Here is a 25009-nt window from a genome sequence, read left to right on the forward strand (position 1 = left end):
AAATTAAACGTCTAGGTTGCGGGCAATAAGGGCATTTTTTTCAATAAATGCGCGACGAGGCTCAACCTCATCCCCCATTAAAGTAGTAAAGACCTGGTCTGCGGCAATCGCATCTTCAATCTTTACCTGCAAGAGTGTTCTAGAGCTAGCATCCATAGTGGTTTCCCACAGCTGTGAAGGGTTCATCTCACCAAGACCCTTATAGCGCTGACGACTCAATACGCGCTCTGCCTCAGACAACAACCAAGCAAAGGCGGCCCTAAAGTCGCCAATTGTTTGCTCTTTTTGATTTTTATCTGGATCGCCACGACGAACCTTGGAGCCCGCCACAACCTTGCCCGATAAAACAGCTGCTGCATTTGCAAGGCTTTGGTAATCATCGCCATGAACAAAGTCAGAGTTAATGGAAGAGAGCTTCAGGTTTCCATGAATACGGCGCGATAACAATAAGCGGAAGCGCTCAGTGCGATCTTCTTTTTGCACAATAATTTCTGGTGGCAAAGCTAAAGGATTCAAAGAGTCGGCAAGTGCTTGCCTTAAACGATCAGCAGACTCATTTGCTGATTTTTCTGTATCCAGATTTAATGGTGTTCCTGAAGCAATTGCTCGCAGAGCATCTTCATCAATGGTGCGAGACAAGCGGTCAACAATCGACTGAATCACTTGGTAGTGTTTAGCCAACTCATTAAGTGCTTCACCCTCAACAATTTCACCTGTTGGTGTTTGTAGAGAGGCGGTTTCTAGTGCGATTTTTAATAACAACTGATTTAGCTCGTTGTCGTCTTTAATGTACTGCTCATTCTTACCAAACTTTACTTTGTAAAGCGGTGGTTGAGCAATATAAATATGGCCGCGCTCGATCAACTCAGGCATCTGCCTATAGAAGAAAGTTAACAACAGCGTGCGGATATGACTACCGTCAACGTCCGCGTCGGTCATGATAATGATGCGGTGATAGCGTAATTTATCTGCCTTATATTCTTCAATCCCTATACCGGTGCCCAGAACGGTAATTAAAGTAACCACCTCTTGGCTAGCAAGCATTTTGTCAAAACGAGCCTTTTCAACGTTGAGGATTTTTCCTTTTAAAGGAAGAATTGCTTGGAAGCGACGATCACGCCCCTGTTTCGCAGAGCCTCCTGCAGAGTCTCCCTCGACAATAAAGAGTTCAGATTTTGTTGGGTCTTTTTCTTGGCAGTCGGCTAACTTGCCGGGTAGTCCAAGTCCATCCAACACACCCTTACGTCTGGTCATGTCGCGCGCTTTGCGTGCGGCTTCGCGAGCACGGGCGGCGTCAACAATCTTGCCGCACAGGATCTTGGCATCCGCAGGACGCTCTTGAAGATATGCGCTCAAAGCTTCGGCAACAATTTCTTCAACTGGCCCACGTACCTCACTGGAAACTAACTTGTCTTTTGTTTGGCTAGAGAATTTTGGTTCTGGGACCTTCACCGACAAAACGCAGGCCAAGCCCTCGCGCATGTCATCACCAGAAATTTCTACTTTTGCTTTCTTGGCAACTTCATGCTCATCAATGTATTTATTAATGACACGCGTCATTGCGGCACGCAAGCCGGTCAAGTGTGTTCCACCATCCCGCTGCGGAATGTTGTTAGTAAAACAAAGTACTTGCTCACTAAAACTATCATTCCATTGCATAGATACTTCAGCAGTAATTTGACCGCCTAGGTCTGAAGGGCGATTACCTTCAGCATAAAAAATGTTGGGGTGCAGTACATTTTTAGTTTGATTGATGTACTCAACAAACCCTTTTACACCACCAGAGAAAGCAAAGTCTTCTTCTTGACCGGTACGTTGATCAATCAGTTTAATGTGAACGCCGTTGTTTAAGAATGAGAGCTCGCGAATACGCTTAACTAAAATTTCATAATGAAACTCAACATTTCCAAAAATTGTCTCGTCGGCCAAAAAGTGAACTTCGGTTCCCGATAACTCAGTGTCGCCAGTAACAGTGATTGGAGAAACTAAAACGCCATTCTCATCAACAATATTGCGATTTTGAATAACGCCGCGTGCAAACTCCATGTAATGAGCTTTACCATCACGACGAATGGTTAGCTTCAACCATTTAGATAGCGCATTTACACAGCTAACACCCACACCATGTAGACCGCCAGAAACTTTGTAACTATTTTGATCGAACTTACCGCCTGCATGTAGCTCGGTCATAACAATTTCAGCGGCACTGCGTTTCGGCTCATGCTTATCGTCGTATTTAATCCCTGTTGGGACACCACGACCATTATCGACAATAGAAATAGAGTTATCAGTTTGGATAACAACTGTGATTTCAGAACAATAGCCAGCCAAAGCTTCGTCAATAGAGTTATCCAAAACTTCAAATACAAGGTGGTGCAGACCCGTGCCATCGGATGTATCTCCGATATACATACCAGGACGTTTACGAACAGCCTCAAGACCCTCTAGGATTTGAATCGATGCAGCGCCGTACTGCTCTACTACTTTTTTTTCTTCAGTCATTTTTTTCTAAGTTAAATACGCATTGGCATCACAACATACTTAAAACTCTCTGAGCCAGGCAGAGTAATTACGGCACTGCTATTTGCATCACCTAAGCTAATTTGAATCTTTTCGCTCTTTAGGTTTGATAAAACATCCAACAAATAGCTAACGTTAAATCCAATTTCTACCGCATCACCAGCATACTCAGTCTCAATCTCCTCTTGAGCCTCTTCTTGCTCAGCATTGGTTGATTGGATTGTTATGCGGTTTGGAGAAAGAGAGAAACGGACACCTTTAAATTTATCTGTTGTCAAAATAGCAGCACGCTGAAGTGCTGATTGAAGGGCATCACGACCAACTACGAGTGAGTTTTTATGCCCCTTCGGAATCACCCTTTGGAAATCTGGGAACTTACCCTCAACTAATTTCGAAATTAACTCAATATCACCAAACGCAAACTTCACTTGATTAGCTGTCAAGCTAATTTCTAAGGATTCATCAGAGTCCTCGAGTAAATGTTGACACTCCAAAATTGTTTTGCGAGGAATAATGATTTCTTGTTTTTGACCAGAGCCTGATGGGGCTTCTGCAAGCTCAACCTGAGAGTAAGCAAGGCGGTGGCCATCTGTTGCCACCGCAACCACCTCTTTACCCTCAATTACCAACAACATCCCATTTAAGTAATAACGAATATCTTGTTGTGCCATTGAAAAATGTACTTGGCTAATGAGTTGACGAAAACTCTTTTGTGACATCTTCCAAGCAGCGGTTACCTCACCCACACTTTGCATCACTGGAAACTCAGTTGCAGAAAGTGTTTGCAAAGAGAAGCGGCTTTTGCCACTTTGAACAACCATCTTGTTATCTTTAAGATTTAAAGATACCGGACCCTCTGGCAATGCACGCAAAATATCTAAAAGTTTTCTAGCGGCAACAGTTGTTGTTACATCTTCTGTACCAACACCAAAATTGGCGTTTGTTGTAATTTGAATTTCAATATCAGTGGAGATGAATGAAACTTTTTCTCCAACTTTTTTAAATAAGAGATTTGCCAAAATTGGCAGCGTGTGTCTGCGTTCAACAATTCCACTAACAACCTGAAGTGGTTTTAGTAGGCTATCGCGAGAAGTGTTAACGAGTTGCATTGCTTTTAAATCCTTGTATATATCTTAGTAGTAATAGTAATAAGGGTTCGAAATTCCGTGGATAAGTCAAAAACCCCTTATAAAACAACACATTGAAGATTAAAAAACCTGTGGAAAACTCTTGTATAAGCACTGCATAAAAAGGGGATAACTTTTTATCAACACCCTATTTTTGCATGAAGCTGAACCTTTCCACAATTTATCCACATCCAATCCCCAAACTTATCCCTAGGGTTGTCCACAACCTTATCCACAAGCAAAAAACTACGCCTTTAAGGTTTGCTCAATAACGTGAATCTCATGGTTTAGCTGCCCATCATGTGCCCGCTCATCTGCAATCTTGCGAACAGCGTGCAGGACGGTTGTGTGGTCCCTACCGCCAAATAATTCACCAATCTCCGGCAAGCTTTTTTGTGTCAATTCTTTAGCCATAAACATTGCAATTTGACGGGGCCGAGCAATATTAGCCGGGCGCCTTTTGGAGTACATGTCTGCAACCTTAATGCTATAGAAATCAGCAACCGCTTTTTGAATGTTTTCGACAGAAATTTGACGATTTTGAATAGAAAGCAGGTCTTTTAGGGCTGTTCTGGCAACCTCAATCGTGACTTCGCGACCATGGAATCGAACAAACGCCAAAATCTTTCTCAAAGCCCCCTCTAGCTCCCGAACGTTTGAGCGTAAGTGTTTGGCCACAAAAAATGCAACGTCCTCACTCATGGGGATGCCTTCACTAATTGCCTTTTTCATTAAAATAGCGACACGCATTTCTAGTTCTGGCGGCTCAATGGCAACCGTTAGCCCAGAATCAAAGCGGGAAATAAGGCGATCATCAATACCCGCCATTTCCTTGGGGTAGGTATCGCTAGTAATAATGACTTGGGCTTTGTTGCTTAATAAAGCCTCAAAAGCGTAGAAAAACTCTTCCTGAGTCCTGGATTTGCCGCTAAAAAACTGAATATCATCAATAAGTAAGAGGTCTAAGGAGTGGTAGTAGCGCTTAAAGCGGTCAAACGCCTTTTGTTGGTATGCGCGGACCACATCTGAAACATACTGTTCGGCGTGGATATAGCGAATACGGGCGTTTGGCTTCTCTTTTAAGAGGTGGTTGCCAATCGCATGAATTAAATGGGTCTTACCCAGACCTACCCCACCATATAAGAACATGGGGTTGTAAGAGGTTCCAGGGTTATGCGCCACCTGAATCGACGCTGCCCTAGCAAGTTGATTGGCTTTGCCAGTAACAAACGTTTCAAAAGTAAGGTTCGGGTTGAGTTTTGAGTGATCTTCAATCTCAAAAGCACTCTCTTCTACCAATATGTTTGGTTCCGGTGTCTCCACAGAAACATTTTTTTCTATGGGCTCTTCCAGTGATACAGGGGGTGCGGTATTGGTTGTGCCACCCTCGACAGAGAGTGTAAAACCGACATTAATGGGGCGCCCAAAATACTGGGAGGCCAGCTCTTGGAATCGGTCGGCAAATGTCTTTTTGGTCCAGTCCAACTTAAATCGATTGGGGGCTCCAATTGTTAGTGAGTCATCACTTTCAATAAAAGATAATAAAGTAAGGGGTTGAATCCATGTTTTAAACTGTTGGGGCGACAGTTCGCGGGATAAAATGCCGATAGCATCATCCCAGAACCCCAGTGGGCTAATTGAATTCAAGGCGGGAGGATTGTGTAAGTTGCTCATATTTTTGGAGGATCCATTGTAGCGATGCTGCAAAGTTATCCACAAGTAACAAAAACGTGGAAAAGCTGTGGATAACTTGTGAATAATAGAAAAATCTCTATTTAAATTAAAGATTTAAGAGAAATTTAAATAAAAATAGAGAAAAACACCTACATATTCATCAAGATGGATTGACCTTTTGCTCTGCAACAAGGAAAATACTTGGTTTTCCAGGGATCGAACATGAAAAGAACTTACCAACCCTCAGTAACCCGTCGCAAGCGTACACACGGTTTCCGTATTCGCATGAAAACCAAAAGCGGACGCGCAGTTTTAAATGCTCGTCGTGCAAAAGGCCGCAAGCGTTTGGCTGTGTAATTTAGCCATTGAATAGCGCAAGGATTTCTGAATTACTAAAAACACGCCCCAAGACAAGTTTGTATTGGGGTATGTATTTTGCATCCACTCAAGGGGGCGTTAAACCTGACTTGGGGGTTGCAGTAGCAAAGAAGCTAGCCAAAAGAGCGGTTGATCGAAACCGCCTAAAGCGGATGATTCGCGAATTGGTTTGGATGGCTCAAGCCAGCACATTAAACAAAGATGTTGTGGTTAAGCTCAAAAAACCAATTGGTCGCGAAACTCGAGGCAGACTCAGAAATAAAGAAAAAGAAATTTTGCGCTCTCAAATTTCGGGGCTGATTTAGGTGCGAGCCTTAAATAATGCGGCAATTAAGTTGGTAAAAATATATCAACTCACTTTAAGCCCGTATTTAGGCATGCACTGCAAGTACGTTCCCAGCTGTTCGCAATATGCATGTGACTGCTTTAGTCACTACGGATTTATTAAAAGTTTTGGTCTTACGGTGTGGCGTATTTTGCGCTGCAACCCTTTGTCACACGGCGGTTATGATCCTGCTGTAAAAGATACAAAACACCAACTTAAGTGAATATAAATGGACTTTAAAAAAACAATTCTTTGGGCAGTATTCTCGATGTCGGGTCTCATGCTCTACAACAATTGGCAGGTTCATGAGGGCAAGCCATCCTTGTTTGGCGGATCTCCAGCTGTTGTTGCTTCATCTAACGATAAGGCGACACCACTCAAGGTTGATGCCCCAGCGGCAATAGCGGGCACACCTATTACCCAGGCGCCCAACTCCAAAACAATAACGGGCGAGAGCGCTGAAAAATTTGTTTTGTCTAACGAACTTCTTTCATTGGAGATAAGTTCTGCGGGCGCAAACGTCGTTGGTGCGAAATTATTAAAAGAACTAACCGCAGATCAAAAACCAGTAGAAATTTTCCAACATACGCCTACCCACACCTATGTAGCTCGCTCAGGTTTGGTGGCTGTTGGTAATGTGGATTTGCCAAACCATACAAGCACATTTAAGCTTGATCGCTCAGGCAAAGATGGGTCTGGCAGACCATTCTTGGTTCTTTCCGCCGAGCGTAACGGTGTGAAACTAGAAAAAACATTTCTCCTTAATCCTCAAAGTTACGATGTTTATGTTGGACATCGGGTTACACAGGTGGCAGCAAATGGTGCCCCGCTGAGTTTGTATACAGAGATTGTGCGAGATGGCTCCCAGGAACAAAAAATTGGACCTTTTGGAGGTGCTTTTTCTGCAAGCACTTTTACTGGGCCAGCAATTTATACCGATGGGAATAAGTTTAAAAAAGTCCCATTTACAGATATAGAGAAAAATAAATTTACTGCACCCGCACAGATATCGGCCGGACAGCCTGGTTGGGTTGCTATGGTTCAACACTACTTCGCTAGTGCATGGATTCCAGATGACAAATTGCCGCGAGACATTTATTCAGGAAGAATCGATAGCGATTTGTACCGAGTTGGAATGCAGACACAATTAGGCGCAATTCCAACTGGAACCACATTAATCGCCAATGCGCAGTTATTTGTTGGCCCCCAAGAAGAGCGCATGCTTGAAACCATAGCCCCTGGACTTGAGCTGCTTAAAGACTATGGTTATCTAACTATTCTGGCCAAACCTATTTTTTGGTTGCTAGAGCATATTCACAATATTGCTGGCAACTGGGGTTGGTCCATCATTCTGTTGACCATCTTAATTAAGTTGGTCTTCTTCCCCCTATCTGCTGCAAGTTATAAGTCGATGGCTCGCATGAAGGAAGTGCAGCCACGCTTGGCGGCCATGAAGGAGCAGTACAAGGGCGAACCTCAAAAGCTTAATCAAGCCATGATGGAGATGTATCGCAAAGAAAAGATTAACCCACTGGGTGGGTGTTTACCGGTTGTGATTCAGATCCCCGTGTTTATTTCTTTGTATTGGGTGCTATTGTCATCCGTTGAGATGCGCGGCGCACCATGGGTGTTGTGGATTCACGACCTCTCAGTGCCTGATCCGTATTACATTCTGCCAGTCATCATGGCTGTCTCGATGTTTGTGCAAACGAAGTTGAACCCAACGCCTCCAGATCCAATTCAGGCGAAGGTGATGATGTACATGCCAATCGCCTTTTCAATCATGTTCTTTTTCTTCCCTGCGGGCTTGGTGTTGTATTGGGTCACCAACAATATTCTGTCCATTACTCAACAATGGCAGATTAATCGGATATTTGGAAAAAAGCCCGCTAAGTAATTTAAGCGCGGCATAACTCGCCTGTAATAAATAGACAGCAATGATGACAAGAAAATTGCCCATCATTGCTGTTGCAACCGCGCCAGGCAAGGCGGGCGTTGGGGTTATTCGCATTAGCGGAAAAAATTTAAGCACCCTGACGCGCACCCTTTTTCAAAAAAATCTTTCCCCAAGACAAGCAAACTTATTAACGCTCTGTGATGAGAATGGCCAAGCCATTGATCAGCTCATTGCAATTTATTTTTTTGGGCCAGCTTCCTTTACAGGTGAAGATGTTTTAGAGCTTCAGTGTCATGGTGGACCACAACTTCTTGAGCTGGTGATGAAGCGCTGTCTTGAGCTCGGCAAAAACGAGGGGCTTGTCATTGCAGAGCCAGGCGAATTTACCCTGCGCGCCTATCTCAACAACAAGATTGATTTAACCCAGGCTGAGGCTATTGCAGATTTAATTGATGCGCAAAGCGAGGCGGCTGTTCGCGGCGCAGCTCGCTCTTTGCAGGGCGCTTTTTCTGACGACATTAACAATCTCATTGAAGAAATAACCCAACTCAGAATTTTGGTTGAGTCAACCTTAGATTTCCCAGAAGAAGAAATTGAGTTTCTAGAAAACGCTCAGGCGCGTCAGCGCTTAACCGCCGTTAAAGAAAAGTTACAGGCTTTACGTGCTGGCGCTAAGCAGGGAAAAATCTTGCGCGACGGAATTCAGCTGGTATTGGCTGGTGCGCCGAATGTGGGAAAAAGCTCTTTGCTGAATCGATTGGCCGGTGAAGAGGTGGCTATTGTTACCCCCATTGCCGGGACAACCCGAGACCGGGTTAAAGAAAGCATCACCATTGACGGTGTGCCCATGCATATTATTGATACAGCCGGTCTGCGCGAAACAACGGATGTTGTAGAGGCAAAAGGTATTGAAAGATCCTGGGATGCCATTCGTTTGGCAGACGTAGTGATTTTTTTGACTGATGCTCAGTCGCCCCCCCAACAGGACGACCTAAAAACCCAGATTTTGAGGGAATTACCACCCAAATGCGCTGTGCTTGAGCTTGTGAATAAGGCTGATTTGCTCCAAGAATCATCAAAAACTGCGTCCAGAGAATCTTTGCTGATTTCCGCCAAAACCGGAGAGGGAATTGAGGCGCTAAAACAGAAGATTTTGGAGCTTGTGGGCTGGGCTGGACCCCAGGAGGGTGCCATTTTGGCTCGTAGAAGACATTTGGACTGCATAGAGCGTGCAGCCGAACATATTGAAAAATCAGAAGAATTCGCTGCAAATGGCAACAATTCTCTCGAATTATTTGCAGAAGAGCTCTCTTTGGCCCAAAGACATTTGGGTGAAGTTACTGGAAAACTGCTTCCAGACGACCTTTTGGGGAAAATCTTCAGCCAGTTCTGTATTGGCAAGTAAAGGGTTTGTGCTGTGTGTGGGTGGAGGTAAAAATTTACCCAAAATGATAAAATTGTTGGATTAAAAATTCAATTTTTCATAAGGAAACATATGACTTCAACTACCAGCGGCCAGATTAATGTAAATGCGCCAGCTTACGTAAAAAACAAGCGTTTAGTTGAGTGGGTTGGCGAGGTGGCTGCTCTTACCAAGCCTGATGCTATTCGTTGGTGCGATGGATCGCAGGCAGAGTATGACGAGTTATGTGAATTGTTGGTAAAGGCGGGCGTTTTCAAGCGCCTCAATCCAGCCAAGCGTAAAAATTCATTTTTAGCCTTATCTGACCCGGATGACGTTGCGCGTGTTGAGGACCGCACCTACATTTGTTCGGCTAAACAAGAGGATGCAGGCCCAACTAACAACTGGGTAAACCCAGCAGAAATGCGTGCAACATTGCACCCATTGTTCGATGGCTCCATGCGCGGAAGAACAATGTACGTTGTGCCATTTTCAATGGGCCCAATTGGCTCACCAATTGCACACATTGGCGTTGAGTTGTCTGACAGCCCTTATGTTGCGATCAACATGAAGTTGATGACTCGCATGGGTAAAGCGGTAATTGATCAGCTTGGTGCCGACGGCGAGTTTGTTCCTTGTATCCATACAGTTGGCAAGCCATTGAGCCCGGGCGAAAAGGACATGGCTTGGCCAAACAACAAAACTAAATATATCGTTCACTATCCAGAAACCCGCGAAATCTGGTCTTTTGGTTCAGGTTACGGCGGCAATGCATTGTTGGGTAAAAAATGCTTTGCCTTACGCATTGCTTCTAACATGGGGCGCGAGCAAGGATGGCTTGCTGAGCATATGTTGATTTTGGGCGTTACTTCGCCCGAAGGAAAAAAATATCACGTAGCAGCAGCATTCCCATCTGCATGTGGCAAAACCAATTTCTCAATGATGATTCCGCCAGCAGGATTTGATGGTTGGAAGGTAACAACGATTGGTGACGACATTGCATGGATCAAACCACGCAAAGATCCCGTCACAGGCAAAACCCGTTTATTTGCGATCAACCCCGAGTCTGGTTATTTTGGCGTCGCTCCGGGAACAAATCGTCAAACAAATCCAAATTGCATCGATTCATTAAACGAAGATGTAATCTTTACAAACGTTGGTTTAACTGATGATGGTGATGTTTGGTGGGAGGGATTAACAGAAACACCGCCCGCACATTTGATTGACTGGCAAGGTAAGGATTGGACTCCGGCTGATGGTGCTGCTGGCCGTAAAGCCGCTCATGCAAACTCTCGCTTCACAATGGCAGCCACAAACAATCCTGCCGTTGATTCTAAGTGGGATGATCCAGAAGGCGTTCCGATTGATGCGTTCTTGTTCGGCGGTCGCCGTTCAACTACTGTGCCTCTCGTTAGTGAAGCGCGCGACTGGGTAGAGGGCGTTTATATGGCCGCAACAATGGGCTCAGAGACCACTGCTGCCATTACGGGTCAGGTTGGCGTTGTTCGTCGAGACCCATTCGCAATGATTGCTTTTGCTGGCTACAACATGAGTGACTACTTCCAGCATTGGCTCAATATCGGTAAGAAGCTTGAAGCTGAAGGCGCTGTATTGCCCAAGATCTATTGCGTGAACTGGTTCCGCAAAGGCGATGACGGCAAGTTTGTTTGGCCTGGCTATGGTGAAAATATGCGCGTTCTGGCGTGGATCTTGGGCCGCGCAGAGGGCACTGCAAAAGGGGTTGAAACCGTATTTGGTATTTCTCCAGAGCACGGCGATATAAATTGGAAGGGTTTAGACTTTTCTCTTGAGAAGTTTGAAAAGGTCATTACCGCCAAGGTAGATGACTGGAAAAATGAACTTAAGCTGCATACAGAGTTGTTTGAGCATCTTGGCGATCGTCTGCCTAAGGAATTAGCAGAGATGCGTACCAAGATTGAAAAACGCTTAAACGCTTAAGTTTTTAGTAGCACCTACTAATCTTAGATTTATTTAAATGACCAAACCCCAACACCATGAAATAGTGGTGATTGGGGCAGGCATTTGTGGGGCAACCATTGCAAATGAGTTGCTTGAGCGTGGCAAAGCTGTTTGTATTATTGACACCGCTCCCTCCCCAGCCGCCGCCTGTTCAAGCCATGCTTATGCCATTGCACATCCGCATATTGGCAAAGGCGCCCCCCGTTTATTGCGTCTAACGCACCTTGCATTTCTGCTGGCCGAGGCGCGCTGGAAAAATGTGTGGCGGCAACATGGGATATTTCAGCCGACTAAAAAAGATAAAACCTTTGATCGCACTGCAACAGAAGAGCATCTGCGCTCATTGGATCTTGATGAAAATATAGCCATTGCCATGGATGCTCATGAGGCTAAACAGTTTTGTGGAATTGAACAAAGCGGTGTTTGGTTGCCGCGCGGCGCTGGCTTAAATTTGCATGAAACAAGCAAGGAGTTATTACATGAACAACAGCGATTAACTTATATGTGGAATACGCGCATCGCGCGCTTAGAAGAGCTCAGCAATCAGTGGCATTTATTTGATGCCTCAAACAAGCTGATTGTGACTGCAAATCAAGTTGTAGTAGCCTGCGCCCTTGAAGCAAAAGATCTTATGAATAGTATCGGTATTCGTTTGCCCTTAAGGCCTGTGCGCGGTCAGTTGAGCATTTTCACGGTTCGGAAAGATGACCCTTGGATCAAAAAACTACCCCAGGTTGGCATCTCTGGAGATGGATATTGTTTGCCAGCCAAGCAACTTGATGATGGTAGCTATCAATGGATTGTTGGCTCTAGTTTTGATGAGGGTGAGGATGATCTTTCACCAAGAGAAATGAGTGATGACTTTAATCGTGAGCAAGCTAAGCGCTTAGTAGATTACGAAGAAGGCAATCTTTCTTCATTAATGAAGTCTGGAGAGTTTGTGGGCATTCGTTGTGTCGCCGGCGATCGTTTACCAATCATCGGCGCACTTGCTCAGCGCCCAGGAATATTTTTAGCTACTGCCTTGGGGTCGAGAGGAATTTTGTGGTCCGCTCTAGCGGCTAAGCTGATTACAGCTCAACTGCTAGAGGATGACTTTGCTTTGCTTGCGCGCTTAGGTTTTGCTGCAGACTTAGTCGCTGCACTTGCGCCCGCCCGTTTCTTTGCGGGAGCGGCGCCTTCAGCCTTAGGTGCTTTGGCCTCAAATTCGAAACCAATTTTGCCAGCAGAATCTAGCGCTAAATAGGCCTTAAAGCCACGCCCAGTGCGGTTCGACTTAAAGTTGGTTAAAAGATCTGTTTTGCCCTCTTTCAGCAATTTCTGAACCTGTTCTGGTGAGACCTCTTGTTGCAGCACTACTTTTCCGGTTTTGAAATCACATGATTTATTGGGGCCAGTATTGTTTTCGCAAACGTAACGCATGCCATCTTCATATACTGCGCCTGAACATTTTGGACAAACGCCTAGCGCCAGACGGCCCGTGAAATCGACGGCTTCAGTCTCATCATCTTGCGTGTTGCCAAAATCAAACTCAAGTTTGAAGCCCGCATTTGGATAATCTTTGTCATCCTCCGGAATTTCGCTTAATTTAATAATGGCTGCAAATGGGCGCCCCATTTTGCTGCGGAAGCCTTGCAGCGGTCCAATGGTTTTTTCACGCAACAACTCTTCAACTTCTGGATATTCAAATGCGCGTCCACCAGGCGTTTTGCTGATCGTAAAGCCGCACTTTTCACAGGCAAAACGACGATAGTTTTCTTTTACCGGACCCTTACAGTGTGGGCACGGCGTGGTCATGGTGGCATAGTCACCCGGAATGGTATCGCTGTCATATTCTTTGGCACGCTTGACGATACGCTGAGTCATTTGTGCGATCTCTTGCATGAAAGTATCGCGATTCATCTTGCCCTGCTCGATGAGAGAAAGTTTGTTCTCCCAGCTACCAGTGAGATCGGGGCGGGTTAACTCTTCAACATCTAAGCCGCGCAACAAGGTCATCAATTGGAATGCTTTTGCAGTTGGAATCAGCTCACGAGCTTCGCGCACCATGTATTTTTCAGCGAGCAGGCCTTCGATGATGGCAGCCCGAGTTGCTGGTGTACCCAATCCCTTTTCAGCCATCGCTTCGCGCATGTCTTCATCATCAACCCACTTACCCGCACTTTCCATTGCAGAAAGTAAGGTTGCTTCTGTATAGCGTGCTGGCGGCTTGGTTTTCAATGGCACCGCTGCAATAGATTCGGTTTGTACTGACTCACCTTCTTGGACGGGGACTAGTTCATCGTCTGCTTGATTGGATTTGCCATAAACCGTTAGCCAACCAGGGTTTACAAGCACACGACCTTCGGTTTTAAAGTGGTGTCCGGACGCCTCGGAAATGCGTGTGGTCACGCGGAACTCTGCGGCAGGATAAAACACGGCCAAGAAGCGGCGCACAACCAAGTCGTAGAGCTTGGCTTCGGGCTCGCTTAAAGTTTTAGGTGTTTCTAATGTTGGGATGATTGCAAAGTGATCAGAAATTTTAGAGTTATCAAAAATTCGTTTGTTTGGCTTTACCCAACCATAGCCGGCTTTGGACTTAGGATCCTTTGGGTCACCCTTCAAAATTTGTTTAGCAAAAGCACGATAGTCTTGCGAATGCTCAGCAAGGTTCTCCATGGTTTGTTTAACGGTATCGAGGTAGTCTTCAGGAAGCGCTTTTGCGTCGGTACGTGGATAGGTTAATACTTTGTGGCGCTCATACAAAGCCTGTGCAAGACCTAATGTATTTTTTGCAGAGAATCCAAAACGCGCGTTTGCTTCACGTTGCAAGCTAGTTAAATCAAATAGCTGAGGAGCAAGCTGTGTAGCAGGCTTGGCTTCTTCCGTCACATTTGCTTTTTTGCCGCGGCATGCAGCCACAATACTTTGAGCTGCAGCCTCACTCCATAGGCGGTTCTCGCGTGCGTCGGGCTCGGCAGCATCCTTTTTGAATTTAGGGTCAAACCAGCGGCCTTCATACACGCCAGCAGCAGCGATAAATTCAGCCTTCACTTCCCAGTAATCTTTAGAGATGAACTTGCGAATGAGCTCTTCGCGCTCCACCACAATAGAAAGCGTTGGAGTCTGCACACGACCTACAGTCGTTAAGAAGAAGCCGCCGCTCTTGCTATTAAAGGCGGTCATTGCGCGCGTGCCATTAATGCCGACGAGCCAGTCTGCCTCTGAGCGACAACGAGCCGCATCAGCAAGAGGCTTCATATCTTCATCGCTGCGTAAATTGGTAAAACCTTCGCGAATGGCGGCTGGAGTCATCGATTGCAACCATAAGCGCTGAATAGATTGCGATGCTTTTGCGTGTTGCGCAATTAGGCGAAAAATTAATTCACCTTCACGCCCAGCGTCACAAGCATTAATGAGCGCAGTAACATCTTTGCGCTTAATGAGCTTTTGTAAAACCTTGAGGCGCGACTCAGTTTTTACAATCGGACGTAAATCAAAGTATGGCGGCACCACCGGTAAGTTGGCAAATGACCATTTGCCACGTTTTACGTCAAATTCTTCGGGGGCTGCAATTTCTAATAAATGGCCAACCGCGGAAGAGATTAGGAATTCATCGCTCTCAAAATAATCCTCATACTTTGTAAAGCCGCCCAAGGCCTTAGCAATGTCATTGGCAACAGAAGGCTTCTCTGCAATGATGAGCGCCTTAGGATGATCTCCGGCGCTAGCCTTTGGGCTGCTTTTTTTGGTAGTTGCTTTAGTTGCCACGCGTTATGCCTAAATTTGAGCTAGAAACGATGTTTTTTGGGTAAAACGGATGGCCAATTTAACCCAAAATCGGACTTAGCCAATTGAATACCCCTTTTTTATTATTAACCGATAAATTGGGAAAAGTCCAAAAACCGCTATTTTTGGCCAGTTTTGGGCGTGTCGACACTTCCGATTTTCAGATAAAAACCCCTCTTTAGGCTATTTAAATGGCATTTTTGCTTAAAAACAAAGCTCTTCAAGAACATCATCCGGCCTAAAGACTAGTTTTGCACCTTGCTGAATGAGTAGATGGCAACCGGTAGAATTTGCGTTGTGGATGGGCCCAGGGAGGGCAAAAACCTCTCTTCCAAGCTCTGCGGCCAGGCGAGCAGTGATGAGGGAGCCCGACTTTTCCGCCGCCTCTATAACAACGACACCAAGCGCTAAAGCGGCAATAATGCGATTTCTTCTAGGAAAGTGCCATGCCTTAGGCCCTGACCCCAGAGGGAGCTCAGACACCAATACTCCCTGCTCGCTGATGGCCCGAGATAGCTCGATATTTTGCCGGGGGTAGACGACATCTATGCCGGTTCCTAATATTGCCGCAGTGGAGTGATTGGGCCCAAGCTCAAGAGTGGCCTGATGTGCGGCACTGTCGACCCCACTTGCTAGGCCAGAAACGATCAAGGCACCTGCTTTAGACAGTGCTTGAGCAAACAGGTGGGCATTTTTTAAGCCTGCAGGGCTGGCGTTTCTTGAGCCCACTATTGCCACCATTGGTCTCTTTAGAAGATGAATGTCCCCATATATATAAAGGCACTCTGGGGGATCATATAAATCATGGAGGCGACTTGGGTAATGATGGCTCTGACGATCGATTTGGAGAACGGCATTAGGCACTGGCGATGTTTGCATCAATCAATTTTGTTCTTTGGGGGAATTGCGGCAATCAGGACAGACTGATAGCTCTGTTGGATAATTCCTATATGGCTTTGTTATCCGTCCTTTGTTACCCAGACCCGCGCTTGCACAAGGTTGCTAAACCAGTGGAGCAAGTGGACGCTCGCATTAAAAAAATTGTCGCCGATATGGCAGACACTATGTATGAAGCTCCCGGTGTTGGCTTAGCTGCTACGCAGGTAGATATTCATGAGCGCATCGTGGTGATTGACGTGTCTGATGAACAAAACGAATTGATGGTTTTTATCAATCCAGAAATTGTTTGGGCAAGCTCTGAAACAAAATCTTGGCGCGAAGGCTGCTTATCTGTGCCCGAGTTTTATGACGAGGTTGAAAGACCATCCGAGATTCGAGTGAAAGCTGTGGATATTGACGGTAAAGAATTCGAAATAGAAGCTGATGGTTTATTAGCAGTTTGTTTGCAGCACGAGTTAGACCATTTACAAGGAAAAGTTTTTGTTGAGTATTTATCCATACTTAAAAGAACTCGTATCTCACAAAAAATGAAGAAGCGCGCAAAAGAATTAGTAGGTCAGCGCTAAGCGCCCGAATGAAAATCGTCTTTGCTGGAACTCCTGAGTTTGCTGCGCAAGCGATGCGTGCAATTTACGATGCTGGCCATGAAATTGTTTTGGCTTTAACGCAGCCCGATCGTCGTGCCGGCAGGGGCATGCACCTTCAGGCAAGCCCAGTTAAAGAGTTTGCTTTGCAGAAAAATATTCCCGTGCTCCAACCAGAGACATTGCGGCTCACTAGTTCCGATCCGCAAAAGCAGGCGCAAGCGGTGGCGGCCAATGAGCGCTTATCCACAATAGACTTTGACGCCATGGTGGTCGTGGCCTATGGCTTGATCTTGCCCCAAGAGATCTTGGATATTAGCGAGAGAGCAGGAAGATATGGCAGCTTTAATATTCACGCTTCTCTGTTGCCCCGTTGGCGTGGTGCAGCGCCAATTCAGCGAGCAATTGAATCAGGCGATGCCAAAACGGGCGTTTGTATTATGCAAATGGATGCTGGCTTAGATACCGGAGATACTGTTTTAGTCGCTGATATTGAAATTGCTCGCGATGAAACGAGCTCAAGCTTGCATGATCGCTTAGCAGAGCTTGGCGCAAAATTGATAGTGGATGTTTTAAATACTCTAGAGCAAGGTAAGGATTTATCTCGAGCACCTCAAGAAAAAGATGGCATTACTTACGCTGAAAAAATATTGAAGAGTGAGGCGGAGATCGATTGGGTTCTCAGCGCCAAAGAAATCGATCAACGTATTCGGGCCTTTAATCCCTTCCCGGGGGCAAGCAGCAACCTCAATGGGCTAGCCGTAAAGTTTTGGAATTCAAGACTTGCAGACCCTAAAGCCGTCAGCGCCACCGGTACTGTAGGCGAGGTCCTTGGGTTTGGTAATAAGGGCGCATTTATACAGTGTGGTGAAGGGGTGCTTGAGGTCTTAGAGATGCAAAAACCGGGCGGTAAAAAAATAGATGCCAAAACGTGCTTGCAGCCGATTGGTGCTGGTGAAAAATTGTTGCGCTTTCAAACAAAGGAGTAGAAATGTTTAATTTTGCAAAGACTGCTGTTTTGATGGCAGCAATTACTGCACTCTTTATTGTGGTTGGCGGTATGTTGGGTGGTCAACAGGGCATGTTGATGGCCTTGCTGCTGGCAGTTGGAATGAATTTTTTTAGCTATTGGTTTTCCGACACCATGGTGTTGAAGATGACCAATGCACAGCAGGTTGATGAAAGATCTGCCCCCCAGTTTTACGGACTCGTTAAAGAGTTGTCGGAGAAGGCCGGCTTGCCGATGCCTAAAGTATTTTTAATTAATGAAGACGCTCCTAATGCTTTCGCAACAGGGCGTAATCCAGACAATGCTTCGGTTGCCGCAACAACGGGCATTCTGAAAATTCTCTCAAATCGCGAACTACGGGGTGTGATGGCGCATGAGCTTGCCCACGTTCGCCATCGTGATATTTTGATTTCGACTATCGCTGCCACTATGGCGGGAGCCATTTCAGCATTAGCTAACTTTGCCATGTTCTTTGGTGGGCGCGATTCTGAGGGCAGGCCCAACAATCCAATAGCCAGCTTGATGGTGGCAATTTTGGCCCCGATCGCAGCAAGCTTGATTCAAATGAGCATTTCTCGCGCAAGAGAATACGAGGCAGATCGCAGTGGTGCAGAAATAAGCGCTGATCCTGAGGCGCTAGCGCAGGCATTAGAAAAAATTCATAACTATGCACAAGGCATCCCGTTTCAAGCGGTTGAACAACATCCTGAAACAGCGCAGATGATGGTTCTCAATCCCTTGAGTGCCGGCGGTCTTGCGCAACTATTTTCAACCCACCCACCAACTGAGGAGCGGGTGGCACGTTTAATGAGTATGGCTAAAAACGGGGTATATCCCGGAGCAAATTAATTTGACTGATCAAAAAATACCACGCAGTCTCCCGCTCTCTGAAGCAATCACGATTGCCGCACAAGCGGTAAGCGAGGTCATCAGCGGAAGATCGCTTACAGAAGTTCTGGATGAGCTAGAGGCCTATGAGCGCCCGATCGTGCAGAGCCTGAGTTTTGATGCACTTCGTAAATGGGTGCGTTCTCATGAATTCATTAAGCAATTTATTCCAAAGACTCCGCCTCCTGAAGTGGATCATTTGCTCAGCGTCGCGATTGCTTTATTTTTACAAGATCCAGCTGAGAGCAAGGGCTATCCAGCCCACACGATTGTGGATCAGGCAGTGAAAGCCTGTGGCGAATATGACGAAACCATGTATGCCAAAGGTTTGGTGAATGCGGTATTACGCAAGGTCAGCCTTGTAGTGCAACCGCCAGCGGACGAAAAGCATTTTCCGCCTGATCCAATTCCAATGTATGTCCCTGCTTGGTGGCGAGCAAACCTCAAGCGCAATTACTCCAAAGCATGGCAATCCATTTTGTTTCAACAAGCCAAGCGTGCGCCATTAATTTTGCGAGTAAACCAAAGGCAATATACGCGTGAGCAATATCAATCCTTATTATCTGAGGCCGGAATTTCATCAAAGCCAATAGATGAATTGGTTGGTGTTCAGTTGCCTTCCGCTCTCTTGTTGCCTGAAGCGGTTCCCGTATCGGACTTGCCAGGTTTTTATACTGGCGCTGTGTCTGTGCAAGATGCGGGCGCACAACTGGCCGCGATCTTATTAAATCCCCAGACCGGAGAGTTGGTGTTGGACGCCTGCGCAGCTCCCGGTGGAAAAACGGCGCATCTATTGGAGCTTGCAGATTGTTCGATGCGGGCTCTGGAGTTGGATGGCGAGCGCATTGGAAAAATTGGCGGCAACCTAGACCGCCTTCGTTTGCAATCTGACAAAGTCCGCGTGTTACGCGGCGATGCTTCCAAGGCGGCTTGGTGGGATGGTGTTCTTTTTGACAAGATTCTGCTTGATGCCCCCTGCTCAGCTTCTGGAATAGTGTCGCGACATCCTGATATTCCATTTTTAAGGCGCGAAGCAGATATCTGGGCTCTCCAAGAAAGGCAGCGTGCAATTCTGAATCAAGCGTGGAAGATGCTCAAAGCGGGAGGCACTCTTTTGTACGTCACTTGCTCGATATTCCCTGAGGAGGGCGAGGAGCAGACTGTTTGGTTTGCTGAGCAGCACTCCAATGCGGTACGATTAGCTGCTCCAGGCCAGATTTTGCCTGGTGAGCTAAATGACGGTTTTTACTATGCTTTGTTTAAGAAAAATGGGCCATGAGCCGAAGAATTAAACAATTCCTCTTTTTGTTCTTGATGTTGTTGGGTATTTTTTCAACAACCGTTAGCGCCGAAGGAATCAAGATTAAATCCTTTGAGTTGGAGAAGGCGGATAACGACTGGCTTCTCAATGCCACTTTTCAGATTGAGCTATCTCCCGGACTAGAAGACGCAGTGCAAAAAGGCGTCGTCCTCTATTTCCAAACGGAGTTTGATTTAATGCGATCGCGTTGGTATTGGTTTGATGAAAAGTCTGTGCTTGTGCAAAGGCAGATGCGCCTTTCTTATCAGCCATTGACACAGCAGTACCGAATTGCTTCAGAGGGCTTTACCTTTTCTGCCAAAACTATGTCTGAGGCATTGCAGGCGGTGGGGAGTATTGGTGGGTGGCGAGTCATTGACGGCACTCAACTAGATTCCAGTAAATCGTATACAGCCAGCATGCGAATGAGCTTAGATCTCAGTAAGCTACCAAAACCATTCCAAGTAAACGCACTCAATAACCGCGAATGGAACGTATCAAGCGATTGGTATCGCTTCCCATTTTCTCCTAATGGCCCTAATTTAATTAAGCGATGAGATCGATAGCAGCCATGCTAGACCCGGGCTTTTTTACATCTAAGGCTTGGAGTAAAAAAATAATTCCGATCACGATTGGTGTGATCGGCGCCTTTGCTTTATTGCTTTTAGTTTTATTGGCGATTGCCTCATCCAACACAGAATTTTTTAATAACTATTTTATTTGGCTCTATGCTGCCAATGTAGTCATTGGGATTTGCTTAACTCTGGTTATTTTGATTTTGGTGGCGGTTATCGCTGTGCGATGGTATCGCGGTCACTTTGGCACGCGCTTGATTGCAAAGTTGGCAATGATTTTTGCCTTGGTCGGAATTGTTCCGGGCTTAATTTTGTATGGCGTTTCATTGCAGTTTGTGTCGCGCAGCATTGAGACTTGGTTTGACGTCAAAGTGGAGACAGCGCTGAACTCGGGTTTAGAGTTGGGGCGCGTAACTTTGCGAGTAGCCCAAGAAGAAATTTTGGGTGAGGGCAATTTCATTGCCGAGCAGATCGTCCAAGTTCCATCAGGCACAACTACTGAGCAGGTAGCTGCAGCGGTGATGAAAATTCGTAATCAATTTGGCATTCAAGAGGTTAGTCTCTTCAATATGCAACGCAATTTGATCTTAACGAGCGAGCTAAGGCCTAAAAAATACTTTCCTGCGCCTAGTGCCGACGTCGTTGCAGAAGCGTTTAGCAAGAAGGGTATGACCTTTTTAGACCAAATTGAAGTGGAGGGTGGTCAACGAGGCTATCGAATCAGGGCAATTGTTCCTGTTATACGAAAAAAATCGATTCACAACAAATTAGATTCTGGCAAAGATATCGAAGACAAATATTTTTTACAATTAGTGCGCTACCTACCTACCCCGTTGGCAAAAAACATTTTTGCTGTGGAGTCTGCATATAGCGAATATCAAGAAAAAGCGTTGGGGCGTACCGGCCTTCGCAAGATGTTTGTGGGGACATTAACGCTTACCCTTTTCTTTGCGGTCTTTGTGGCTATTACCTTGGCTCTGATGTTGGGTAGGCAGCTTGCCCGTCCTCTCCTAATGCTTCTGAGGGGCACCCAGGCAGTTGCACAGGGAGATTTATCTCCCAAGCCAGAGCTCGATACTGGCGATGAGCTTGGCATGCTTACACGGCAATTTAACGTCATGACTAGGCAGTTGGCTGATACCCGCACTTCGTTGCAAGAATCCAAAGCATTCTTAGAGCGCGTATTGGGCAGCCTTACCGCAGGCGTATGCATTTTCGATAAAAACTACAACGTTGTTTCTAGTAATGCTGGTGCAGATCGTATTTTTGGTCAGGACCTTACTCTGCTTGATGGAAAGCCCCTTGGTAGCAGCCCAGCTCTATTGGAGTTTGAAGGGGCCATCAAAGAAGGCTTTTCTACTATGAAACTCGCAGTCCTGGGCGAGGGAGACGCGGAACAAAAGACTGCGCCGATGAATGCGCCGGTGTGGCAAAAACAAATTCAACTGCACACTACAAATGAATTTGAAAATGAATTAGGTGTGACCCTGTTCGTGCGTGGCACAGAGCTAACTGGCGACTTACGCATGGTTGTTTTTGATGACATTACTGATGTGGTGAGCGCACAGAGATCTATCGCTTGGAGTGAAGTAGCTAGACGTCTTGCTCACGAAATTAAAAATCCTCTAACGCCTATTCAGCTTTCTGCAGAAAGATTGCAGCATAAGCTTGCAGGCAAGTTGAGCCCAGAGCAAGAAGAAATGATTAATCGCAGCACTGAAACCATCATTGGTCAGGTGCAAGCTATGAAAGAAATGGTGAATGATTTTAGGGATTTTGCGAAGACGCCAACCCCACAACTCAAGCCCGTTTCTATCAATACGCTCACCTCTGAAATTTTGGGGTTATACGAGGGCAGTCCATTGCGCACTCAGTTAGATCCTCATTGCCCAGAGATCATGGGGGATCCCACACAACTAAGACAGGTAATCCATAACTTGCTACAAAATGCCCAAGATGCCACTCTTGAGGGTCCCCATCCCGGTAATCCGGTGGAGGTTAAGACAGAGTTAGTCCCTTATGGCGAACACAATGGCATAGCGCAAAATGCTGTGCGATTAACAATAAGTGATAGTGGGGTTGGATTTCCAGCTAAGATATTGGCAAGAGCCTTTGAGCCTTACGTAACAACAAAGAGCAAAGGCACGGGTCTGGGTTTGGCAGTAGTTAAGAAAATCATTGATGATCACTCGGCCAGAATTGAAATTCGGAACCGTACGCAGGGTGAAGAAGTGGTTGGTGCGAAAGTGTCAATATTGTTTATGAATCTAGCAAAAGAGGCAGCATAAGCATGGCTAGTATTTTGGTTGTTGATGACGAGATGGGAATTCGTGAGCTTCTCAATGAGATTCTCACAGATGAAGGCCATACTGTTTACGCTGCAGAAAGCGCTGTTCAGGCGCGCACTATTCGCGAACAAATGCGCCCCGACTTAGTCTTGTTAGATATTTGGATGCCTGATACCGATGGCATTACATTATTAAAAGAATGGTCCAATACTGGCCAGCTCACGATGCCAGTAGTGATGATGTCGGGACATGCAACGATTGACACTGCTGTTGAAGCCACTCGCATTGGTGCTCTCAACTTTTTAGAAAAACCGATTGCCCTACAGAAACTTTTAAAGACAGTCAGCAAAGCACTGGAGAGCTCTCCTAAATATGTAGAGCCAGAACAGGTTAGGACCGTTCAGTCGATCACTAACTCCGTTGTCACACCAAAGCAGGTGGTTGCCGAATCGGTTGCCCCAGCTACTGAGGGCGAATACATCAGTGGAATTGCAAAAACGTACTTTGATCTTCCTTTGAGGGAGGCAAGAGATTTATTTGAGAAGGCGTATTTTGAACATCAAATGCAAATCATGGGCGGCAGTATGACTAAGATTTCAGAGTACACAGGTCTAGAGCGAACCCATTTGTATCGCAAACTGAAAGCATTGGGAATAGATACCTCGCGCAATAAGGGCGAGAGCTAGGCGACCACCCAATAAGGGCAAGCAGCACAAAACCCAGAAATCACGGGGTACTAAGCAAATTTGAGGGTGCCCCAAGCCAATTCGTTATAACCCCAAGTCTTGGCCTGGTAGCTCAGTCGGTAGAGCAGAGGATTGAAAAGCATCCTGGAAGACGGCAGAGCCATATAGAATTAGGCTTTGCGGGCGATTAGAGTTTGGTAAGTTACAAAGTTTGCTAAACAAAATCACAGAATATTTTTACAGTCGTTAAAAATTTCTTCACATAAAAAGTAGCGTAGCAAAACGTAATTACGTATTTCAAAACGTGTGACGTTGCCAACGCTTAACCATTTTTACTATGCCTGTCGTCAGTGTCACCAATATTTTTTTATACAGCCATATTCACCACTAATACCCCGTCTTTTGGCGCATAAACGCATTTAGATAAAGTGACGCGTTGAAACGACACTTACTTGTTGTCAAACTTTTGCTGCGCTACGTTACGCAACGCCAGCACTTTATCTGTTTCAGTTGGTTGGGCTTGCTGCTTTAAGGCGGACTGGGTATAGCGATTAGCAAGCCCATTCATTTTGCGTTGCTGTACGTTGTGGAGTTTTTGCGGAAGGGTTGGTGGCTTAGCTTGTGGGGGTGGTGCTTTTTGTTGTGGGGGTTGGGTAGAGGCTGGTGAGGGTATGGCTTTATTAGGCGGGGGTGTTGGTTTAGGTTGGGAGGGTTGGTTGGGTTGGACTTGTGGCGCAGCAAACTTACTGGCAAAGAATTGGTTTAGCAGTTGTAGTAATTCATTCTTATCCTCGTCTTTCATAAATTCATTCATACGCATAGCACTTCTCCTTTTATGTATTTATTGGAAATGCTTACGTAGTCGTGTTGAAACGACAGTAAAAGCGCATTAGGGCATAGATTTGACGTTGTTACAATTTGTAGCTACAATAGCGGCATATAAAAAAAGGAGCACAAAATGCTAACTACAGACGTGCGTTGCCGAATTGACGCTAAAGTAAAAGCAGACGCAGCAGAGGTGATTGAAGCAATGGGACTTAATGTCTCCGACGCTATACGCCTATTCTTAAAGCGTGTGGCTACTGACGGCACTATTCCGTTTGACTTGCGTGTGCCTAATACAAAAACTATTGCGGCAATGGAGGAGATTGAAAATCCAAAAACACGTGCTAAATTAAAACGTCATAAGTCCGTAGCAGAAATGAATAAAGCATTGGCTCGTAGCTAATAGACGCCACCTTAATGCTTGTTCCTATTGCCAGTACGCAGTACGGCAAAGACTTTAAGCGGATTGTCCAAAGCCCTAAATTTAATCACTCTGAATATTTGGTGGTGTTGAGTTTGCTCATTGCTGGCAAAGCATTACCAGCAAAATATGCCAACCACTCTCTTATCGGTACATACAAAGATTTTTGGGATTGTCACATTACCAATGACTGTGTGCTTATCTACCGCATTATTGAAAAAGAGTTGTACTTAGTGCGCATTGGTACACACTCTGAAGTATTCAAAAAATAACTGAATAAGAGGTGGGTGCTACGCATACGGCAGCACCCTTACCCGCTTAATGCCGTTTAATGCTTAAACGCAGCAGCTACAGCGCCACTAACTTGCTCTAACTGCGTGTCCAATTCACCCGCTTCTACAGCGCCCTTAATAATTTCTAATGTAGGTACAAGCTCTGTTGTTGTGCCAACTTCCACTGTGC

The 25009-nt window shown here is 45.8% G+C and carries 22 protein-coding genes and 1 pseudogene; 16 read left to right on the forward strand and 7 right to left on the reverse strand.

The window, feature by feature from the left end; translation table 11 throughout:
• Positions 1-3 precede the first annotated feature (3 nt).
• The 3 genes from gyrB to dnaA all read right to left on the reverse strand — a co-directional run bounded on the left by gyrB (position 4) and on the right by dnaA (position 5321).
• Entirely contained in the window at positions 4-2502 is a 2499-nt protein-coding gene (gene gyrB / locus ICN34_RS03220) for a DNA topoisomerase (ATP-hydrolyzing) subunit B (protein ID WP_072582034.1), read from the reverse strand.
• A gap of 11 nt (positions 2503-2513) precedes the next feature.
• Positions 2514-3629 (reverse strand): DNA polymerase III subunit beta, encoded by a 1116-nt coding sequence (gene dnaN, locus ICN34_RS03225; RefSeq protein ID WP_072582033.1) that lies wholly within the window; start codon positions 3627-3629, stop codon positions 2514-2516.
• 264 nt (positions 3630-3893) lie between these two features.
• Positions 3894-5321 carry a chromosomal replication initiator protein DnaA gene (gene dnaA, locus ICN34_RS03230; protein WP_255538558.1) on the reverse strand — a complete coding sequence of 476 codons (1428 nt, stop codon included), beginning with the start codon at positions 5319-5321 and terminating at the stop codon, positions 3894-3896.
• A gap of 222 nt (positions 5322-5543) precedes the next feature.
• Between dnaA and rpmH the strand changes: the two genes are divergently transcribed.
• The 7 genes and pseudogenes from rpmH to mnmC all read left to right on the forward strand — a co-directional run.
• Positions 5544-5678, forward strand: a complete 135-nt coding sequence (gene rpmH, locus ICN34_RS03235) for a 50S ribosomal protein L34 (protein ID WP_011903922.1) — start codon at positions 5544-5546, stop codon at positions 5676-5678.
• Between the two features lie 71 nt (positions 5679-5749).
• On the forward strand, positions 5750-6004 hold the full coding sequence (rnpA, locus tag ICN34_RS03240) for a ribonuclease P protein component (protein ID WP_237767697.1): 255 nt from the start codon (positions 5750-5752) through the stop codon (positions 6002-6004).
• Entirely contained in the window at positions 6005-6247 is a 243-nt protein-coding gene (gene yidD / locus ICN34_RS03245) for a membrane protein insertion efficiency factor YidD (RefSeq protein ID WP_072582032.1), read from the forward strand.
• A 6-nt stretch (positions 6248-6253) separates the two neighbouring features.
• On the forward strand, positions 6254-7921 hold the full coding sequence (gene yidC, locus ICN34_RS03250; protein ID WP_072582031.1) for a membrane protein insertase YidC: 1668 nt from the start codon (positions 6254-6256) through the stop codon (positions 7919-7921).
• A 43-nt stretch (positions 7922-7964) separates the two neighbouring features.
• On the forward strand, positions 7965-9326 hold the full coding sequence (gene mnmE / locus ICN34_RS03255; RefSeq protein WP_216120867.1) for a tRNA uridine-5-carboxymethylaminomethyl(34) synthesis GTPase MnmE: 1362 nt from the start codon (positions 7965-7967) through the stop codon (positions 9324-9326).
• Positions 9327-9416: 90 nt separating this feature from the next.
• Complete coding sequence (locus ICN34_RS03260; RefSeq protein ID WP_072582030.1) at positions 9417-11282, forward strand: phosphoenolpyruvate carboxykinase (GTP); 1866 nt, start codon at positions 9417-9419, stop codon at positions 11280-11282.
• A 37-nt stretch (positions 11283-11319) separates the two neighbouring features.
• Positions 11320-12408, forward strand: a pseudogene (mnmC, locus tag ICN34_RS11485) (FAD-dependent 5-carboxymethylaminomethyl-2-thiouridine(34) oxidoreductase MnmC); the annotation flags it as partial.
• On the opposite strand, the gene ICN34_RS03265 reads toward mnmC, so the two are convergent.
• On the reverse strand, positions 12381-15053 hold the full coding sequence (locus tag ICN34_RS03265; protein ID WP_216120746.1) for a DNA topoisomerase III: 2673 nt from the start codon (positions 15051-15053) through the stop codon (positions 12381-12383). The pseudogene mnmC and the gene ICN34_RS03265 overlap by 28 nt on opposite strands.
• A gap of 222 nt (positions 15054-15275) precedes the next feature.
• Positions 15276-15950 (reverse strand): DNA-processing protein DprA, encoded by a 675-nt coding sequence (gene dprA, locus ICN34_RS03270; RefSeq protein ID WP_072582027.1) that lies wholly within the window; start codon positions 15948-15950, stop codon positions 15276-15278.
• Between the two features lie 71 nt (positions 15951-16021).
• Here dprA and def point away from each other — a divergent pair, with 71 nt between their 5' ends.
• Genes def through ICN34_RS03305 form a run of 7 tightly spaced genes read left to right on the forward strand, consistent with a single transcriptional unit; the run spans position 16022 to position 23301 of the window.
• Entirely contained in the window at positions 16022-16537 is a 516-nt protein-coding gene (def, locus tag ICN34_RS03275; RefSeq protein ID WP_072582117.1) for a peptide deformylase, read from the forward strand.
• 8 nt (positions 16538-16545) lie between these two features.
• Positions 16546-17544, forward strand: a complete 999-nt coding sequence (fmt, locus tag ICN34_RS03280; protein WP_216120748.1) for a methionyl-tRNA formyltransferase — start codon at positions 16546-16548, stop codon at positions 17542-17544.
• Between the two features lie 2 nt (positions 17545-17546).
• A complete protein-coding gene (htpX, locus tag ICN34_RS03285) occupies positions 17547-18413 on the forward strand; it encodes a zinc metalloprotease HtpX (protein WP_216120750.1) in 867 nt (288 codons plus the stop codon).
• Position 18414: 1 nt separating this feature from the next.
• Positions 18415-19731, forward strand: a complete 1317-nt coding sequence (rsmB, locus tag ICN34_RS03290) for a 16S rRNA (cytosine(967)-C(5))-methyltransferase RsmB (RefSeq protein ID WP_216120751.1) — start codon at positions 18415-18417, stop codon at positions 19729-19731.
• On the forward strand, positions 19728-20309 hold the full coding sequence (locus ICN34_RS03295; RefSeq protein WP_255538559.1) for a DUF4390 domain-containing protein: 582 nt from the start codon (positions 19728-19730) through the stop codon (positions 20307-20309). The genes rsmB and ICN34_RS03295 overlap by 4 nt, the downstream gene beginning before the upstream one ends.
• Positions 20306-22615 (forward strand): ATP-binding protein, encoded by a 2310-nt coding sequence (locus ICN34_RS03300; RefSeq protein ID WP_216120753.1) that lies wholly within the window; start codon positions 20306-20308, stop codon positions 22613-22615. The genes ICN34_RS03295 and ICN34_RS03300 overlap by 4 nt, the downstream gene beginning before the upstream one ends.
• A 2-nt stretch (positions 22616-22617) precedes the next feature.
• Positions 22618-23301, forward strand: a complete 684-nt coding sequence (locus ICN34_RS03305) for a response regulator (protein ID WP_216120755.1) — start codon at positions 22618-22620, stop codon at positions 23299-23301.
• A 448-nt stretch (positions 23302-23749) separates the two neighbouring features.
• On the opposite strand, the gene ICN34_RS03310 is transcribed toward ICN34_RS03305, so the two are convergent.
• Positions 23750-24121, reverse strand: coding sequence for a hypothetical protein (locus ICN34_RS03310; RefSeq protein ID WP_216120757.1), 372 nt, complete (start codon positions 24119-24121; stop codon positions 23750-23752).
• Between the two features lie 138 nt (positions 24122-24259).
• Between ICN34_RS03310 and ICN34_RS03315 the strand changes: the two genes are divergently transcribed.
• A complete protein-coding gene (locus ICN34_RS03315; RefSeq protein WP_096673161.1) occupies positions 24260-24529 on the forward strand; it encodes a type II toxin-antitoxin system RelB/DinJ family antitoxin in 270 nt (89 codons plus the stop codon).
• A gap of 14 nt (positions 24530-24543) precedes the next feature.
• The gene (locus ICN34_RS03320; protein WP_216120759.1) at positions 24544-24819 is read left to right on the forward strand and encodes a type II toxin-antitoxin system mRNA interferase toxin, RelE/StbE family; all 276 of its coding nucleotides are present in this window, start codon (positions 24544-24546) and stop codon (positions 24817-24819) included.
• Positions 24820-24875: 56 nt separating this feature from the next.
• Here ICN34_RS03320 and ICN34_RS11490 read toward each other — a convergent pair whose 3' ends face one another.
• Positions 24876-25004, reverse strand: a complete 129-nt coding sequence (locus tag ICN34_RS11490) for a hypothetical protein (RefSeq protein WP_255538560.1) — start codon at positions 25002-25004, stop codon at positions 24876-24878.
• Positions 25005-25009 lie beyond the last annotated feature (5 nt).

Origin of the sequence: Polynucleobacter sp. Tro8-14-1, from assembly GCF_018881655.1 — a bacterium.
GTDB lineage: Bacteria > Pseudomonadota > Gammaproteobacteria > Burkholderiales > Burkholderiaceae > Polynucleobacter.

Bases quoted from the DNA above. Each gene is read 5' to 3' on its own strand.
- ICN34_RS03320 (WP_216120759.1), top strand. From the start codon at position 24,544: ATGCTTGTTCCTATTGCCAGTACGCAGTACGGCAAAGACTTTAAGCGG.
- yidC (WP_072582031.1), top strand. From the start codon at position 6,254: ATGGACTTTAAAAAAACAATTCTTTGGGCAGTATTCTCGATGTCGGGT.
- ICN34_RS03305 (WP_216120755.1), top strand. From the start codon at position 22,618: ATGGCTAGTATTTTGGTTGTTGATGACGAGATGGGAATTCGTGAGCTT.
- rpmH (WP_011903922.1), top strand. From the start codon at position 5,544: ATGAAAAGAACTTACCAACCCTCAGTAACCCGTCGCAAGCGTACACAC.
- gyrB (WP_072582034.1), bottom strand. From the start codon at position 2,502: ATGACTGAAGAAAAAAAAGTAGTAGAGCAGTACGGCGCTGCATCGATT.
- fmt (WP_216120748.1), top strand. From the start codon at position 16,546: ATGAAAATCGTCTTTGCTGGAACTCCTGAGTTTGCTGCGCAAGCGATG.
- mnmE (WP_216120867.1), top strand. From the start codon at position 7,965: ATGACAAGAAAATTGCCCATCATTGCTGTTGCAACCGCGCCAGGCAAG.
- ICN34_RS03295 (WP_255538559.1), top strand. From the start codon at position 19,728: ATGAGCCGAAGAATTAAACAATTCCTCTTTTTGTTCTTGATGTTGTTG.
- dnaA (WP_255538558.1), bottom strand. From the start codon at position 5,321: ATGAGCAACTTACACAATCCTCCCGCCTTGAATTCAATTAGCCCACTG.
- dnaN (WP_072582033.1), bottom strand. From the start codon at position 3,629: ATGCAACTCGTTAACACTTCTCGCGATAGCCTACTAAAACCACTTCAG.
- ICN34_RS03260 (WP_072582030.1), top strand. From the start codon at position 9,417: ATGACTTCAACTACCAGCGGCCAGATTAATGTAAATGCGCCAGCTTAC.
- ICN34_RS03310 (WP_216120757.1), bottom strand. From the start codon at position 24,121: ATGCGTATGAATGAATTTATGAAAGACGAGGATAAGAATGAATTACTA.
- def (WP_072582117.1), top strand. From the start codon at position 16,022: ATGGCTTTGTTATCCGTCCTTTGTTACCCAGACCCGCGCTTGCACAAG.
- htpX (WP_216120750.1), top strand. From the start codon at position 17,547: ATGTTTAATTTTGCAAAGACTGCTGTTTTGATGGCAGCAATTACTGCA.
- rnpA (WP_237767697.1), top strand. From the start codon at position 5,750: ATGTATTTTGCATCCACTCAAGGGGGCGTTAAACCTGACTTGGGGGTT.
- dprA (WP_072582027.1), bottom strand. From the start codon at position 15,950: ATGCAAACATCGCCAGTGCCTAATGCCGTTCTCCAAATCGATCGTCAG.
- ICN34_RS03315 (WP_096673161.1), top strand. From the start codon at position 24,260: ATGCTAACTACAGACGTGCGTTGCCGAATTGACGCTAAAGTAAAAGCA.
- ICN34_RS03300 (WP_216120753.1), top strand. From the start codon at position 20,306: ATGAGATCGATAGCAGCCATGCTAGACCCGGGCTTTTTTACATCTAAG.